Below are 15745 nucleotides of genomic sequence, written 5' to 3'. Positions count from 1 at the left end.
TGAGCATTTTTCCACCCCTGCAGTCCCTGCGCACCGGATCTGTCCTCCTGCACACAGTTGTGTTGCGCAAACGTCCTGCGCTCCGGGAGCATGCTCTCCATGACCAGCACCCTTCCCGAAACCCAGGCACCCGAGGTCCGTACCGCCGTCGCCCAACTTCCCGCCTACGTGGCCGGCAAGAGCGCGCAGTCTGACCTGACCGCCGCCCTCGCCTCGAATGAAAGCCACTTTGCTCCCCTGCCGTCCGTCATTGAGGCAATGTCGGCCGAGGCGGGCAGGATCCACCGTTACCCAAGCATGGGTGCGGTGGAGGCGCGGGACGCCATTGCCCGGCAGTTCGGCGTCAGCGCCGGGGAAGTCGCCGCCGGACCGGGGAGCTCCGGCGTCCTGCAGCAGATCATTTCCGCAGTCTGCGGCCACGGCGACGAGGTGGTGTACGCGTGGCGCTCCTTCGAGGCCTACCCCATCCTGGTGGCAGTGGCGGGCGCCGTTTCGGTCCCCGTGCCGCTGCTGGCCACCGAGCAGCACGATCTCCACTCCATGGCCGCGGCGATCACGGACCGCACTCGCCTGGTCATCCTGTGCTCGCCCAACAACCCCACGGGTGTGTCCATCAGCCCCGCGGACCTTGAGGAGTTCCTCCGCTCTGTTCCGCCGCGGGTGCTGGTGGTACTGGACGAGGCCTACGTCGAATTCCAGCGCGGACCAGGCGTCGACTCGCTCGATTTCTACCGCCGCCACCCCAACCTGTGCATTCTGCGCACCTTCTCCAAGGCATACGGGCTGGCGGGCCTGCGGATCGGATACGCCATTGCCCGGCCGGAAATTGCTGATGGCCTCCGCCGGACGGCCGTCCCCTTCGGCGTGAACAGGATGGCGCAGGCGGCCGCGGTTGCTTCGCTGGCCGCCGGGGACGAAATTCTTGAGCGGACCGAGGCGGTGGCCCAGGAACGCACCCGGGTCATCGGTGCGCTACGGGACTATGGCTGGGATGTGCCGGACAGTCAGGCCAACTTCTACTGGCTGCGTGCCGACGATGATTTGCGTGTGCAGCTCCTGGACGCGTTGGCCGACGCCGACATCCTGGTGCGCGGCTACGCCGTGGACGGGGTCCGCATCACGCTGGCGGACCGGGCCACCAACGACAGGGTCCTTGCTGTCCTGGCCAACCGCGGGCGGTTCCTGCGTGAGGCGGCCGCGGCCCAGTGAGCACCACAACAGAAACACCGGCTGCCGCAACCCCTGCCCCAGCCCGGCACATGGAAGGGCCGACGGCGGCACCTTCAGCGCCGCCGTCGGCCGTCCGTCATTCCGTGGTTGAGGACGTCCTGGGCATCCTGACCGGCACCTTCGCGGCGTCGCTGGGGCTGTTCCTGCTCAAGTCGAGCGGGGCCGTGACGGGCGGCACCGCCGGCCTCGCACTGCTGCTCAGCTATTCGGTCGCACTGCCGTTTGGCGTCATCTTCTTCGCAGTGAACCTGCCGTTCTTCGCCCTGGCGGTGTGGAAGAAGGGCTGGAACTTCGCCCTCCGCACCGGCGCCGCGATCTCCCTGGTGTCCGTGATGGCCAGCCTGCACCCGGCGGCCCTGGGGTCCCTGCACATTGACCCCGTGTATGGCGTGCTGGGCGGAAACCTGCTCGCCGGCGTCGGCCTCCTGATCCTGTTCCGGCACCAGTCAAGCCTGGGCGGCTTCAACATCCTGGCCCTGCTGCTGCAGGAAAAGCTGAAATGGCGCGCAGGGTACGTGCAGATGGTGCTGGACGTGGCCATCGTCCTGGCGGCCCTGGCACTCGTTCCGCCCCTGATGGTGCTGCTGTCCGCGGCCGGCGCCACCCTCCTGAACCTGATCCTCGCCCTGAACCACCGGCCGGGCCGGTACCTGGGAAAGTAGGCGGCTCACCGGCTTTTTATTCCCTGCAGGCCGCTGAAATATCTGCGCGGGGACCTGCGTTGCCGCCCATATGACAACAATCGGAATCATCGGTGCAGGACATATTGGCAGCCAGGTTGCACGGAAGGCCGTGGAGCTGGGCTACGACGTAGTCATCAGCAACTCCCGTGGGCCCGAAACCCTCCAGGAGCTGGTTTCGGAACTTGGCCCCAGGGCGCGGGCCGCCACGCCGGCTGAAGCAGCAGCGGCCGGCGACTTCGCCGTGGTCACGGTGCCGCTGAAGAACTACAAGGACATCCCGGTGGAGCCGCTGGCCGGCAAGATTGTGATCGATACCAACAACTACTACTGGGAGCGGGACGGCAGGATCCCCGCCCTGGACAACGGCGAAGCCACCACCTCCGGTCTGCTGCAGGAGCACCTCCCGCAGTCAAAGGTGGCCAAGGGCTTCAACCACATCATGGCAAAGGACATCACCACGGACGGAACTCCGGACGGCACGGAAAACCGGCGCGCCCTGGCCACCGCCAGCGACTACCAGGAAGCCGCGGACCTGGTGACCCGGCTGTACGACGAATTCGGTTTCGACACGGTTAACGTGGGGCCGCTGTCCGAGAGCTGGCGCGTGGAGCGGGACCGTCCTGCCTACGTGAAGAGGCAGAACGCCGTTGAGCTGAAGGACAACCTGGAAAAGGCTGCGCGGACTGTCTGATTCGTCCCGTCCGACAACTGGCTGGCAGTGCCTACTGCCAGCCAGTTCTGTGTTTAACGTTTAACGGTTCCAGGCCGGTACCAGCACCACTTCGAACGGGCTGGGCGGCTGGTTGAACTGGGCGTTGACCGCGGCGAGCGTATTCCCGAACAAGGCGACCGTTGTAGGCACATTGAAGTCGCTGCTCTTGATCGTGTCCCGTACCTCACCGGAAGCCAGGTCGCCGGAGAGGTCGATGCGCGCTATCTGGTTCAGCTGGTTCTGGACGGCCCAAAGGTTGTCGCCGCGTACCAGGATGCCGTCAACATAAGGAACCTTGACGCCCTTGATCGCAGCGCTCTCCCCGGTCCTGGGGTCCACCGTGTAGAGGGCTCCGTTGAGGGAGTGGGCCACGATGAGCATTTTGCCGTCCCGCACGGCCGCAATGCCGTTGAGGTTGAACCCCTGTTTGACGTCCGCCGCCGGGCCACTGAGCTTGAGGGTCTTCACTTTGCCCAGTTCCCCGTCCCCGCCGACCGGCAGGAAGTAGAGCTCCGCGGCGGCTGAGTTGGTGAACCAGGCCCCGTCACTGGTGAGGGTGACGTCGTTGATGAACCCCTGGGCCAGGCGGATATCGGCAACCGGCTTGCCCGTGTCGGTGTTGTAGACGAATGCCTTGCCGGTGTTGGCGCCCGCCACAAACAGCAGGTGGTGGCAGGTATCGGCCTTCATCCCGGCGGCGGCGCGGCCTGCCGGTGCATCGATGAAGCGGGTTGCCGTGCCCTTGCGGATGTCGCCGCGGAAAATATCGCCCGTGGTGAGTTCCCCTGCATAGAAAGTCCTGCCCTCCCCTGCCGCGATGCCTTCGGCGGAGGTGGCGCCGTCGAGCACTATCTCCCCGGACGGTGGAGCAGCCGACGCCGGAAGGGCAGTGGGAAGAAGCAATGAAAAAGAGGCCACGAGCCCTGCGGCGGCACCGTGGCGTACTGGATGGCGCATGCTTGTTCCTTAGTCTGGGTCGATGCGCGCGGGGCCCATCTGCGGAAGCTCCGCACGATTGGTGCTGCCAGTTTAAGCGCATGTATTGGGCTTGCGAAGGCATCGGCCTACCCAATCTGCTTACAATCGAAACCTCTGACCACTACTGAGGGACCCATGAAGAAATTCGCCACAGCCCTGTTTGCCGCCGGCCTCGTTGCCTCCGCCACGGCCTGCTCCGCCACGCACCAACTGTCCACCGCTGAAACCTGCGAGCGGATCCAGGCCGTTGTGTCGAACCCCGCCAACAACGCCGGCAAGACGGGGATGAACAACCTCGCCAACCAGATCCGACCCATCCACGCCGTTGCCTCGGACGATCTCAAGCCCGCCCTGGCCTCGATCCTGGCGTACACGGACGAGCAGGCCAAGGAAAACCCGGACAAGGACAAGCTGGCCGATCTGCAGTCGGGCTACCAGGAAGCCGGCAGCACCTACAGCAAGTTCTGCGGCCAGGCCGGCGGCTAGACAATCTTCTGAAGGGACCGGCCGCCTGCGGGACAGGCGGCCGGTCCTTTCTCTTTCTCCGGCCTATCTCTGTCTCCGGCCTAGAGCGTGGCCGGATCCGTGTTGGCGCCGCAAAGGATGACGGCAACGCGTTCGTCCTTTCCGGGCACGTAGGCGCCGGAGGCGAGCGCGGCGTAGGCGGCTGCGGCACCGTGCTCCACCACGATCCGGTAGTCGTTCCACAGCGCGGAGCGGGCGGCGATGATCTGTTCATCGGAGACCAGGACGCTCCCGACGCCGCAGCGGACCGCGACGGAGAAGCCGATGTCGCCTATGCGGCGGGCACCCAGGGAGTCCGCGGCGACGCCCGATACCGGGACGTCCACCGGTTCCCCTGCCGCCAGGGCGGCGTGGAGGGTGGGCGCAGTTTCCGGTTCCACAGCCACCACTTTGGCAAAGCCTTCGACGGCGGCGGCTACTCCCGCCATCAGGCCGCCACCGCCCACGGCCACCAGGACGGTGTCCACGTCCGGCACCTGTTCCAGCAATTCGGAGCCCACCGTCCCGGCGCCGGCGGCAATTTCCGGCTGGTCGTAGGCATGGCAGTAGATGGCGCCGGTCTTCTCTGCGTGCGCAATGGCGGCCTGGTAGGCGGCCGCGTACTCTGAACCGCCCTGGACCACGGTGGCACCGATGGCCCTGAGCTTGCCGACTTTGACGGCCGGTGCCGCTTCAGGAACGAAGACCGTTGCAGGCACCCCGAGCTGGGCCGCCGCATAGGCGTTGGCCAGGCCCGCGTTCCCGCCGGATGCAACAACCACCCCCACGTCCGCCTGCAGTTCACCCCGTTCCTTGCTGGCCAGGATCCGGTTCAGCGCGCCCCGGGCCTTGAACGTGCCCGTGTGCTGCATGAATTCGCATTTGAACCAAACCGGGCCGGCGGCGGTGCCCGCATCCGCCTGCAGGACGGGCGTCCTGCGGACAAGGCCCGCTGTCCGCTGCGCGGCCTGGTCGATGTCAGCGCGGGTGATCATTGTCAGACTTCGTCATCCCAGGCGCCCGGCTCCGCCAGCGCCTCTTCGGGCTTCTGTTCCGGGTCGGCCTCTTCGCCGCCCACATACGATGCCGGGACCGTTCCGGCAGCATGGCCCTGCTGTTCCTCGCGGATGTTGGATGCTCCCGGCTGTTCCAGGTGCTGGCCGGACTGCGGGGCCTTGGTGACGTCGTCCTTGGTTTCGTCCTTGGCCCCGTCCGGGTCGCCCGGCCCGCGGAGGTCTGCGGTGTTCTGGGGATCGTCGCTGGAAACGGTCATGGTCCTGCCTTTCACCTGGGAACTGCTGTACCGGCCGGGGAACCCCCGACCGGCTTCCAGCCTACGGTCTGGAGGTAGTCGCCGGCCCGTTCCCGCGCGATTTCCAGCAGTGTTGAGTGGAAGGCAACCTCCGCCGTCGTATCCTGCTGTGGGTGGTGGCCGGCCTGGCCATCCTGGGTGTGATTGCCCTCGTTGCCGGCGGCATGTTCAACCAGGCGGCCGCCACGGACCCGGAGCCGACCATGACCGCTGTCCAGATCATCCCGCTGGTGATCCTCGTGGTGATGTTCGTCGTCGCCACCAAATGGCCGCTGAACATCGGGGTGATGGGACTCGTCGCGTCATTCGGCGTCGGCTATTTCATGCTCGGGATGTCTGACAAGCAGATCCTCGAGGAGTTCCCGGCCACCATCGTCCTCACCATCATCGGCGTCACCTACTTCTTCAGCATGGCCCAGCGCAACGGCACCATCGAGATCATCGTCAAGGGATGTGTGCGGATTGTCCGCGGCAAGACGATGCTGCTGCCGTGGGTGTTCTTCCTGGTCGCCGCCGCGCTGACCTCGCTCGGAACGTTCTCCCCGGCCGCCATCGCGCTGCTGGCACCGGCCGCGATCGGGTTCGCTTACGAATCGCGCATCCACCCCGTGGTCATGGGCGCCTTCATCATCAACGGCGCACACGCCGGCGGATTCTCCCCGCTGTCAGTGGCCGGCGTGCTGGTCCACAACATCGCACTGAAGAACGACTTCCCGATTTCCCAGGGCGGCCTGTTCATTGCCAGCTTCGCCCTGAACCTCATCCTCTCGGTGCTGACCATCGTCCTGTTCGCCCTGATCGGCAAACTGCGCGACGGTGCCAGCGGGCTGCACGTGGACATCGACACTTCCTCCGCCGGACGCCCGCACGGCCAGCAGATTCTGACGCTGGCGCTGATCGCGGCAATGCTGGTGTGCACCCTCGGCTTCCACATGCCCATCGGCTTCGTGGCCCTCTCCGCCGGCCTCCTGCTCGCGTTCGTCAACATCAAGGAACACAAGACCTTCATCGGCGGCATCTCCTGGTCCACCGTCCTGCTGGTGGCAGGCATGATCACGTACGTATCCCTGCTGGAGCACGTGGGCGTCATCGACACGCTTGCCGAGCACGCCCTGGCCCTGGGGGCTCCGCTGCTGATCGCCCTGGTCCTCTGCTACGTGATCGGTGTCGGCTCGGCCTTCGCGTCCTCCACCGCCCTGCTGACCGCCTTCATCCCGCTGGCCGGCCCACTCCTGGCCACCAGCTCGCTCAGCGCCTCCGGAACCGTGGCCGCGCTGGCCATCGCAGCCACCGTCGTCGACGTATCCCCCTTCTCCACGGACGGAGCACTCGTAGTGGCCAACGCCCGCGACGACGACCGGCAGCGCGTCTACAAGCAGCTGATGTTCTACGCAGGCGGCGTGGTGCTGGTGGCACCGGCACTGGCGTGGGCCCTGCTGGTACCCACCGGCATCATGTAGGTCCTTTTCCACCATCAGGCGGCCCGTCAGCATCTAGCGGCCCGCTTTGCTGTTCACTTCCTTGACCTGCCGCCCCGGACTCTGTCCCCCAGCTGTGAATTGCAGCTCACCCGGGACGTTGCGCCCTCCCCCGGCGTTGAACAAGGCGGCGGGAGGAGGCCGGATGATCATTGTGCTGACGGGTATCGACGGATCAGGGAAGTCGACGGCGGCCCGCGCCTTGGCGTCGTCGGTGCGGGCGGAGGGCGGCCGTGCGCTGCTCCTGAGCAACCACGCGGGCCGGCGGGTCATGTCCCTGCTGTCCGCCAGGCTGGGAGTGCGCCTGCCCGCCAAACTGGCCGACGCCGTCGAAACCGCCCTCCGGGTGGGCAACGTACTGGTATCGCACCTGCGCGCCAGCCGGTTCGACGGCCTGGTAATCATGGACCGGCACCTCCACTGCCAGCTGGCACTGCGGACCGCCAACGGATTGCCACGCGGCCGGTTCCTTCCGTGGCTGCTGGCCCGCCTGCCGGAACCGGACGCCATTTTCCATCTGGACATCGACCCCGTCGAGGCGCACCACCGCATCATTGTCCGGGGCACTGACTCAGAGAGCCTTGATGACCTCGCCGCATTCCAGTCGGGATACCGGGACCTGCCGGAGTACGCGCGCTTCGTGAAGCTGGACGCCTCCGTCCCCGCACAGCAGTTGATGGCCGAGTTGCGCTCACGACTCGACGGGGTCGCAGTCACAAACACTATTTAACATTCCACATAGCGGAATTTGGTTTTCCTCTTGCGGAATTAGTGTGACGAGGATTACGTTGGAAACGGCCCCGAAAACGGGCTGTTCCCGATTGATAGGCAAAGGTCAATGAAGATCCCAAACCCTGAGGCACTGAAGGCGAGTTCGGTGCCCGCGAAGAGGAAGCCGCTGTACAAGTCGCTCTTCTTCCAGATTCTGATCGCCGTCGTGGCAGGTGTCCTCATCGGGCATTTCTGGCCGGACCTTGGATCACAACTGAGGCCGCTCGGAGATGGCTTCATCAAACTCATCAAAATGATCATCGCGCCGCTGATCTTCCTGGTGATCGTTACCGGAATTTCAGCCGTAGGCGACGTCAAGGCGGTCGGAAGGGTTGGGGTAAAGGCCCTGCTCTACTTCACGGGAGCAACCCTGTTCGCCCTGGTCTTCGGACTCATTGTGGGAAACATCGTCCAGCCCGGAGCCGGCCTGAACATCGACCCGTCGACGCTCTCCCAGGCAGACCTGGACGCAAAGACCGGGTCCGCGGCACCCAAGGATGCAGCATCCTTCATTCTGGACATCATCCCGGCCAGCGTCATCGGCGCATTTGCCAGCAACAGCCTCCTGCAAGTGCTCTTCTTCTCAGTGTTTTTTGGTGCTGCCATCGTAGTGATCGGGCGTGAAAAGTGCCTGCCGGTCATCAACGTCATGGAAACCATCCTGGAACTGATCTTCAAGATCATGGCATGGATCATGAAGGTCGCCCCGCTGGGCGCCTTCGGCGCCATGGCATTCATCATCGGCCAGTACGGGCTGGATACCCTGAGCACCTACGCGGTCCTGATCGCAGCCTGCTACGGCGCCGCTTTGGTCTTCATCGGCCTGCTGTTCGTCGTGGCCTGGGGGTTTGCCCGGGTGCCGCTCTGGCAGTTCCTGAAGTACACGCGGGAGGAGTTCCTCCTGGCCCTGGGCACCGCATCAACCGAAGCGGTGATGCCCAGGATCATGACCAAACTGACCAACGCGGGCTGTTCCCGTGCCACCACCGGCCTTGTGGTGCCCACCGGTTACTCCTTCAACCTCGATGGCGCCGCGATCTACCTTTCGATCTCCCTGCTGTTCCTGGCCCAGGCCTTCGGCCACCACCTTGACCTTGGCCAACAGCTGGCCGCCCTTGGCGTACTGCTGCTGACATCCAAGGGCATGGCGGGGGTTCCCGGCTCCTCATTCCTCGCGCTTTCCGCCACTGCTGCAGCACTGGGTATCTTCCCGGTGGCCGGCGTGGCACTGCTCCTTGGCGCAGACCGGCTCATGGACTCAATGCGCGTCGTAGTCAACCTGCTGGGCAACTGTGTTGCCACCTTCGTTGTCTCGAAGTGGGAAGGCCAGTTTGACCACAGCGTCATGCTGCGCGCCTTCAAGGGTGAGATCACCAACCACGACTCTGCGATCCTGCTGGGCAAGGAAGAGGATTTTGAGGGGCAGGAGCTGCAGCGGCTTACAGCGGGACAGGACCCATCACCGAAGTTCCGGGGCGCACCAACACGGGAGGTCGTCTCCGAGTTGCCGGAAAACACAAGCGCCAGCGTCGGCTTGAGCGGCAAAGCCAAGTAGGGCGCCGGGCAACGAGAGAACGGGGCGGGCCAGGACAATAATTGTCCTGGCCCGCCCCGTTTCAATATTGCGGAGTTGGTGCCGCTACCGCGACGCCGTTGGGGAGGCCGACGACGAGGAACCGCTGCCCGCGGTCATCGTCGCCGACGAGGTGGACGAGGCGGTGGACGACGCCGAGCTGCCCGGCGATGACGTGCCGGAAGAACCGGACGAGCTGGTGGAGGTGGGGCTGGACGTTGCGCCGCCTTCGGCCTTCTTCAACACGTCGTTAATGAGCTCCTCAAGCTCCTTCTGGTCCTTGTCGCCCAGATCGGTGCCGCCCTTGGTGGCAACCACCAACAGGCGCCCCTGGGCAGCGGAAACCTGCATCAGCTTCTGCTGGTTGTCGCCGCTGCGGGTGCTGACGGTTGCGAAGGTCTTTTCAGCGTCAGTGTCCGCCTTCAGCTCCTGGCTGGAAACGTCGTACTTCTGGCCAAGGGCGGAGACCGAGAACTTGGCGCACTGGTTCATCTTGCCGCTGATGTCGCTCAGTGTCTTGACGGCGTCGGGGCCCTGGCTGCCGGACTGTGCTGACAGCGTGCGCGGCTGGTTGCCCTCGGAAAGCGCCACGGCTACGTCGCCGCTTTCCACCTTGTCCAGCAAGCCGGCGGTGGCAATGTCCTTGCAGTCCTTGGGGTCAATGGTTGCCGTGCTCATGAGCAGGTTGGCAATGTTTCCGCCCTGGTCAACCTGCTCCTTGGAGTACAGCTTGAGTTCGTTGCCGTCAGCGTCCTTCATGCCCGAAATGAGGTCGCGGAGCTCGTCCTCCGAGTACACCTTGGCGTTGGCGGTTTGGCTGGCAGAGGCGGATGCCGACGTTGTTGCCGTGCCTGACGGGCTGGCAGTTCCGCCGCCTCCTCCCGAACAGCCGGCCAAGGCCAGCATCGCCGCAGTTACCACTCCAAGCGCAGAAACTTTTCGCATCAGGGTTAACCTCCGAAATAGACAGCATGCTTAGTAGTTTCAAGCGTAAAGGGTGAAAGGCGGGACGCAAATAACGGAACGGTCTCAAAACCGGCGGGATTGACGGGCGCCGGGAGGACGCCAAGTGTCAGGCCGGGGGGTGGCCCGGCTCCTGGAGCTGCGGGTGCCGCCATGCTCCGCTGGCCTTCGCCTGGTGGCCGAGGCTTCGCGAGATGGCCCGCGCGGCGGCCCTGACCAGCGGCACCAGCTCATGCGCCGGCGTCTGGGCATCCGGGACCACAATGGACAATGCAGCCACTACATCGCCGGCAGCCCCATGAATGGGTGCGGCGACGGAGACAGTGCGGGAGGGATGGTCCCGCCGAACCACTGCGACGCCGGATTGCCTTACGTTTGCCAGGACACCGCGAAGCCGGGCCGCCGGGAGACTCCCGGCACCCGAAACACTGCCCGGCACCCCTGGGGGCGCCGGCTGCGAAAGCAGTTCCTGCAGCAGCTCCGGAGCGGCGTGGGCCAGCAGGACCTGCCCGACGGCGGTGGTCCCCAGCGGCATGCGTCCGCCAACCCGGTAAGCCACCTCCGTCGCGGTCCGGGAAGAGAGCCGATCGATCAGGACCGCGTCCGTGCCTTCGCGGACGGCAAGCAGCACGTGATGCCGGGTGACCTCGTACAGATCCTCAAGGTAAGGCAGGGCGATTTGCCGCACCCCGTGGCCCCGCGGCGAGAGCGAGGCAATTTCCCAGAGGCGCACACCCACCACGTAGCGGCCGTCCTCGAGGCGTTCCAGCGCGCCCCACTCCGTCAGGTGCCGCACCAGCCGCAGGGCCGTGGCAGGGGCAAGTCCGGCCTGGCGGGACAGTTCGGACAGATTCAGGGCACGGCGCTGTTCCGTAAACTGGGCAAGAAGGCTCAGAGCCCGCACCAGTACGGGCGTGCCCGGAAGACCCGTGGCGGCCTCTGTGGGCGCGGCGGCTGCCGCCCTGCCCGCTCCCGCCATCTCCGCCTCCATCCGTTGCGTCCTTCAAGACTGGGCGGTGTGGGCCCCGCCACAAAGAGGCTTTTCACCCAGTGAAAAGACCGTTCGCAGGGCTGCTGCAGCAGGCCAAGCTGATGGACGTCCCGCAGGCATACCGCCAGCGTCCCTTGACCCGATTGGAATCAATGATGAACTCCAATGCCCCCAGCAAATCCCTGGCCGGTATCTTCGTGCTGTGCTGGCTTGGCCTGCTCGCCGACGGCTACGACCTCTACGTCTACGGCGCCACCCTCCCCGCCCTGATCGGGCAGCCGCCCTTCAATGTCACGCCCGCCGCGGCAGGCGCGGTGGGCTCGTTGGCGCTGGTGGGGATGCTGCTCGGTTCACTCATCGTGGGTACGCTCACGGACCGGCTTGGCCGCCGCCGGATCTTTGTGTCCGCCCTGGCGTTGTTCTCGCTGGCCATGCTCGCCTGCGCCATGGCACCCAGCTGGGAGCTCTTCGCAGCGTTCCGCTTCATCGCCTGCTTCGGCGTGGGCGGCCTGCTGCCGACGGCGGTAGCCCTCACCAATGAATTCGCGCCGCCGGGGAAGAAGTCACTGGTCCTCGGTGCGGTGCTGACCGGGCCGGCAACGGGTACTGTTGCCGCTTCGCTGACGTCCCTCGCTGTCCTGGAGTCCAGTGGTTTCCGCCCGGTGTACGCGATCGGTGCCGCAGGGCTGCTGATCGTTCCCTTCGCCTGGTTCCTGCTGCCGGAGTCACCGTCGTTCCTGCGGACCCGGTCCCGCACCGCAGAGGCCGACAGCATCGAGGCCGCCTACGGGCTGCCCCGCACCACGGAAGTCCCGGCCACAGCCGTGCGGGTCTCTCCCACGCGCGCCCTCGTCGCCAACGGCACCGGCAAGACCACAGTCCTGCTGTGGGGCATCACTCTCCTGAGCCTGCTGACCATCTTTGGCGTCAGCACGTGGCTGCCGCAGATCATGCGCACTGCCGGGTTCGGCGTCGGATCCTCTGTGTCATTCCTGCTGGCCTACTCGGTGGGTGCCGTGGTCGGCACCGTCCTGGCATCTGTGGCCAGCCAGAAGTTCGGGCCCGGGCCGCTGGTGGTGGTGGGGTTCGCCAGTGCAGCGGCAGCCCTGCTCCTGATGTCCGCCAACCCGCCGGCCGCGCTCATGACGGTGCTCGCCGCCGTCGCAGGTTTCGGCGGCCTGGGCACGCAGAACATGATCAACGACTACATCGCCCAGTTCTACCCTGCCGCCACCCGCGCCACCGGCCTTGGCTGGGCACTTGCTGTGGGACGCATCGGAGCCATCGCAGGCCCAACCTACGGCGCACTGCTGGTGGGCTTAGGCGGCGGCGTCCCCGTAGCCGCCATTGCCTTCGCGGCGCCCGCCCTGCTGGGTGCGGTGCTCATGCTCGCACTGCGCACCAGGGCAGTGCGGCAGCCTGCCGCGCCCCGCGATGCGGAACTGGTGCGCTAACGCCCGGCCCGGCAACAAAGGTGGCCGGGCGGCCCCCCGCGGCCCGCGCCTGTGGAATAATCCAAGCAGGTGGTCCGGACCGGACTTATCCAGCAGCAGGAGGGGCCTCAATTGTCCGCCACATCAAGGAGCACCGCCGGAGCGGCGGCCACGGCCATCAATAACACCCAGGTCCCCAAGCACGAGCAGCTGCGGTTGATCATACTCAAGCTCGCCAAAGAGGAACTGGAGCCCGGCGCCCGGCTTCCCAGCGAGCGGACGCTCATGGACTCCTACGGTGTCAGCCGCATTACAGTCCGCGCCGCCATCGGCCGCCTGGTCAACGAGGGGCACCTGGTCCGGGTTCCGGCGAAGGGTACCTTCGTGGCGGATTCCCCAGTGCAGTCAACACTCCACCTGGCCTCGTTCACGCAGGAAATGGAGGCGATGGGACACGTGCCCAGTACGGTGGTGCTGGTGGCCGAAGCGGGCGCTGCCCCCGCGGATACGGCAGAGGCGCTCAGCCTGCCGCCGGGCTCCGAGGCCATCCACTTGAAGCGCCTCCGCCTGGCAGACGGCCGGCCGGTCAGCGTGGATGACGCCTGGTACAACCCCGAACATGCCCGCGGCCTTCTGGACATCGACCTGACCGGCTCGGTTTACAAAGCCCTCGCCGCGCAGTTCGGGCACCAGATCGACAGGGCACGGCAGAGCGTGCGGTCCGAGGGCGCCCCCGCGGATGTGGGGGCGCTCCTCGGAACCGGCACGGGGGCGCCGGTGCTGGCCTTCGACCGGGTGTCCTATTCAGGCCCCCTTGCCATCGAACATTCACGTTCGTGGTACCGCTCCGACCGCTACTCGCTGAACATGGAAGTCCGGCTCTAGAAGCCAACCCCTAGTCCAGCGAGAACAGCTCCTGGCCGGCGGTGACCGTGCCGGCTCCAGTAAGCGTTGCCACGTCCGGCTTGGTATCGAGGACGACGACGGGACTCACCATCGAGTAACCTGCCGCAAGGGCGGCGGTGGGATCGACACGCATGACGGCAGCGCCGGCGTCGACAGTGTCGCCTTGGGCAATCAGAAGCTTAAAGCCTTCGCCTTTGAGCTTGACCGTATCGATGCCCACATGGGTGAGGACGCCGCGCCCCGAGGACTCAACCACAACAAAGGCGTGCGGCAGCAGCTTGACCACCTTTCCCGCTACGGGGGACACGACGTCGAACATCTCGCCCGCCGGCGGTTCCACTGCGGCCCCGGAACCCACCATCTGGCCGGCGAACACAGGGTCCGGGACTTCGGCAAGGCGAATTACGGTACCCGCGATGGGTGCCAGCACCACCAGGGACTGACCCACTAGAGGAGGTCCTCGATGTCTTCGGCCAGGTTGTCGGCCTCCGGGCCAACAATGACCTGGACAGCCGTGCCGGAGGTCAGCACGCCGTGGGCTCCGGCGGCCTTCAAGGAGGCCTCGTTCACGAGGGAACCATCTTTAACCTCCGTGCGAAGGCGGGTAATGCAGGCTTCAATCTCCACGATGTTGCCGGCGCCGCCCAGTCCTTCAATGATCTTTTCTGCTTTGGACATGGTTGCCCTTTCTGATGGTGCCCGCTGGGAGCACTGCTTCCTCACCGGGGCCGGCGGCCCAAGTGCGACCAATTATGGCTTCCACCACCGGCCTTTTGAATGGCCCGGCGGGATTTCCCATTGCCTTGACAGGTACTCGTGGGATGAATCACACTGAACTGGTCATAACCAGACAGTACCGGCTGGAACCCCTCCTTTACAAGCCCCACCCGAACCCGCAGAGGTGCAACCATGTCAACATCCGAGACCGCCGCCTTGGCTCCCGAAAAGAAGCCAAACAAGGCGTTTGCCACACTGCAGCGCCTGGGCCGCACCCTGATGCTGCCCATCGCCGTTCTTCCCGCCGCAGGCATCCTGCTGCGCATTGGCCAGGCCGACCTGCTTGGCGCCATTCCTGGATTCGAAGGCGGCGCCGCCGTCATCTCCGCAGCCGGCAATGCGGTCTTCACCTGGCTGCCGCTCATTTTTGCGGTGGGCATTGCCATCGGCTGGGCCAAGAAGGCCGATGGTTCCACTGCTTTGGCCGCCGTCGTTGGCTACATGGTGATCGACGGCGTCTTCAAGGCCATGTCCCCGCTGGTCCTGGCAGGACAGGTTGACCCGGCCGGCAAGCAGGCGATGATCAATTACGGCGTCCTGGCCGGCATTGTGGTGGGCCTGCTTTCCGCATCGCTGTGGCAGCGCTTCTACCGCACAAAACTGCCGGACTTCCTTGGATTCTTCAGCGGCCGCCGCCTGGTGCCCATCCTGACCTCCGTTTCCAGCCTGGTAGCCGGCGTCGTCCTTGCCTTGGCCTACCCGCTCTTCAACGCCGGCCTTTCCGCGGTGGGCCAGGCCGTGGCCAGCAATGCTGTTGCCGGCGGCGGCATCTACGGCTTCGCCAACCGCATGTTGATCCCCGCGGGACTGCACCACATCCTGAACTCCGGCGTCTGGTTCCTCATCGGCGACTACACCGACGCCTCGGGCCACCTGGTCCGCGGTGACCTCAACCGCTTCTTCGCCGGAGACCCCAGCGCGGGCATCTTCATGACCGGCTTCTTCCCCATCATGATGTTCGGCCTGCCTGCAGCAGCGCTTGCCATCTGGCGCCACGCCAAGCCCTCGCAGAAGAAGATCGTCGGCGGCATCATGCTCTCCACCGCGCTGACCGCCTTCTTCACCGGCATCACCGAACCGCTTGAGTACTCCTTCATGTTCGTGGCCTTCCCGCTCTACATCGTCCACGCCGTCCTGACCGGAACGTCCATGGCCCTGGTCAACGCGCTGGGAATCCATCACGGGTTCACATTCTCTGCAGGCCTGATCGACTTTGTCCTCAACTTCGGCAAATCACAGAACGGCTGGCTGCTCATCCCCATAGGACTTGGCTACGCGGCGATCTACTACTTCCTCTTCTCCTTCGTCATCAAGCGCTGGAATCTGCGCACCCCCGGCCGCGAGGACGACGAAGTCACCGTGGAGACCGACGCCGCCAAGTAGCGCCACCCCGTTTTCATCCCCATCTCCCGCAACTGCAACCGGAAGCACCCA

General features: G+C 65.5%; 17 protein-coding genes. 10 read left to right on the top strand and 7 right to left on the bottom strand.

Annotated elements, in window-relative coordinates:
* The first annotated feature begins 90 nt into the window (after positions 1-90).
* The 3 genes from hisC to AC6JAM_RS11250 all read left to right on the top strand — a co-directional run bounded on the left by hisC (position 91) and on the right by AC6JAM_RS11250 (position 2604).
* Positions 91-1209, top strand: coding sequence for a histidinol-phosphate transaminase (gene hisC / locus AC6JAM_RS11260; RefSeq protein WP_018770707.1), 1119 nt, complete (start codon positions 91-93; stop codon positions 1207-1209).
* Between the two features lie 50 nt (positions 1210-1259).
* Positions 1260-1892 carry a YitT family protein gene (locus tag AC6JAM_RS11255; protein ID WP_497935952.1) on the top strand — a complete coding sequence of 211 codons (633 nt, stop codon included), beginning with the start codon at positions 1260-1262 and terminating at the stop codon, positions 1890-1892.
* Positions 1893-1962: 70 nt separating this feature from the next.
* Entirely contained in the window at positions 1963-2604 is a 642-nt protein-coding gene (locus AC6JAM_RS11250; RefSeq protein WP_018770709.1) for an NADPH-dependent F420 reductase, read from the top strand.
* A 60-nt stretch (positions 2605-2664) separates the two neighbouring features.
* Here the strand turns inward: AC6JAM_RS11250 and AC6JAM_RS11245 are convergent, their stop codons facing one another.
* On the bottom strand, positions 2665-3582 hold the full coding sequence (locus tag AC6JAM_RS11245; RefSeq protein WP_018770710.1) for an SMP-30/gluconolactonase/LRE family protein: 918 nt from the start codon (positions 3580-3582) through the stop codon (positions 2665-2667).
* A gap of 156 nt (positions 3583-3738) precedes the next feature.
* Between AC6JAM_RS11245 and AC6JAM_RS11240 the strand changes: the two genes are divergently transcribed.
* The gene (locus tag AC6JAM_RS11240) at positions 3739-4089 is read left to right on the top strand and encodes a hypothetical protein (protein WP_018770711.1); all 351 of its coding nucleotides are present in this window, start codon (positions 3739-3741) and stop codon (positions 4087-4089) included.
* 80 nt (positions 4090-4169) lie between these two features.
* Here AC6JAM_RS11240 and AC6JAM_RS11235 read toward each other — a convergent pair whose 3' ends face one another.
* Both AC6JAM_RS11235 and AC6JAM_RS11230 read right to left on the bottom strand, forming a co-directional pair.
* Positions 4170-5102 carry a threonine/serine dehydratase gene (locus tag AC6JAM_RS11235; RefSeq protein WP_134165513.1) on the bottom strand — a complete coding sequence of 311 codons (933 nt, stop codon included), beginning with the start codon at positions 5100-5102 and terminating at the stop codon, positions 4170-4172.
* A 2-nt stretch (positions 5103-5104) separates the two neighbouring features.
* Positions 5105-5380 carry a hypothetical protein gene (locus tag AC6JAM_RS11230; RefSeq protein ID WP_018770713.1) on the bottom strand — a complete coding sequence of 92 codons (276 nt, stop codon included), beginning with the start codon at positions 5378-5380 and terminating at the stop codon, positions 5105-5107.
* A gap of 116 nt (positions 5381-5496) precedes the next feature.
* Here AC6JAM_RS11230 and AC6JAM_RS11225 point away from each other — a divergent pair, with 116 nt between their 5' ends.
* The 3 genes from AC6JAM_RS11225 (at position 5497) to AC6JAM_RS11215 (ending at position 9223) form a co-directional block, all read left to right on the top strand.
* Positions 5497-6879, top strand: a complete 1383-nt coding sequence (locus AC6JAM_RS11225) for an SLC13 family permease (RefSeq protein WP_268002037.1) — start codon at positions 5497-5499, stop codon at positions 6877-6879.
* A gap of 163 nt (positions 6880-7042) precedes the next feature.
* Positions 7043-7627 (top strand): dTMP kinase, encoded by a 585-nt coding sequence (locus AC6JAM_RS11220; RefSeq protein WP_056391648.1) that lies wholly within the window; start codon positions 7043-7045, stop codon positions 7625-7627.
* Positions 7628-7735: 108 nt separating this feature from the next.
* Entirely contained in the window at positions 7736-9223 is a 1488-nt protein-coding gene (locus AC6JAM_RS11215) for a cation:dicarboxylate symporter family transporter (RefSeq protein WP_488315550.1), read from the top strand.
* Between the two features lie 84 nt (positions 9224-9307).
* Here the strand turns inward: AC6JAM_RS11215 and AC6JAM_RS11210 are convergent, their stop codons facing one another.
* Together AC6JAM_RS11210 and AC6JAM_RS11205 are read right to left on the bottom strand one after the other, a co-directional pair.
* On the bottom strand, positions 9308-10186 hold the full coding sequence (locus AC6JAM_RS11210) for a hypothetical protein (protein ID WP_497934676.1): 879 nt from the start codon (positions 10184-10186) through the stop codon (positions 9308-9310).
* Between the two features lie 127 nt (positions 10187-10313).
* Complete coding sequence (locus AC6JAM_RS11205; protein WP_082581751.1) at positions 10314-11195, bottom strand: IclR family transcriptional regulator; 882 nt, start codon at positions 11193-11195, stop codon at positions 10314-10316.
* Positions 11196-11254: 59 nt separating this feature from the next.
* Here AC6JAM_RS11205 and AC6JAM_RS11200 point away from each other — a divergent pair, with 59 nt between their 5' ends.
* The gene (locus AC6JAM_RS11200) at positions 11255-12649 is read left to right on the top strand and encodes an MFS transporter (RefSeq protein ID WP_497934675.1); all 1395 of its coding nucleotides are present in this window, start codon (positions 11255-11257) and stop codon (positions 12647-12649) included.
* A 111-nt stretch (positions 12650-12760) separates the two neighbouring features.
* Entirely contained in the window at positions 12761-13513 is a 753-nt protein-coding gene (locus tag AC6JAM_RS11195) for a GntR family transcriptional regulator (RefSeq protein WP_018770720.1), read from the top strand.
* A 10-nt stretch (positions 13514-13523) separates the two neighbouring features.
* Here the strand turns inward: AC6JAM_RS11195 and AC6JAM_RS11190 are convergent, their stop codons facing one another.
* Together AC6JAM_RS11190 and AC6JAM_RS11185 are read right to left on the bottom strand one after the other, a co-directional pair.
* Positions 13524-13982 carry a PTS sugar transporter subunit IIA gene (locus AC6JAM_RS11190; RefSeq protein ID WP_018770721.1) on the bottom strand — a complete coding sequence of 153 codons (459 nt, stop codon included), beginning with the start codon at positions 13980-13982 and terminating at the stop codon, positions 13524-13526.
* Complete coding sequence (locus AC6JAM_RS11185) at positions 13982-14212, bottom strand: PTS sugar transporter subunit IIB (RefSeq protein ID WP_018770722.1); 231 nt, start codon at positions 14210-14212, stop codon at positions 13982-13984. Before AC6JAM_RS11185 ends, AC6JAM_RS11190 begins: the two co-directional genes overlap by 1 nt.
* A gap of 231 nt (positions 14213-14443) precedes the next feature.
* On the opposite strand from AC6JAM_RS11185, the gene AC6JAM_RS11180 reads away from it, so the two are divergent.
* Positions 14444-15694 (top strand): PTS transporter subunit EIIC, encoded by a 1251-nt coding sequence (locus tag AC6JAM_RS11180; RefSeq protein ID WP_018770723.1) that lies wholly within the window; start codon positions 14444-14446, stop codon positions 15692-15694.
* The last annotated feature ends 51 nt before the right edge of the window (positions 15695-15745 follow it).

This window comes from Arthrobacter sp. GmRoot5-12 (genome assembly GCF_059739365.1).
Note: the sequence above shows the minus strand (reverse complement) of the source record. Positions and strands in the feature narration are given on the sequence as shown.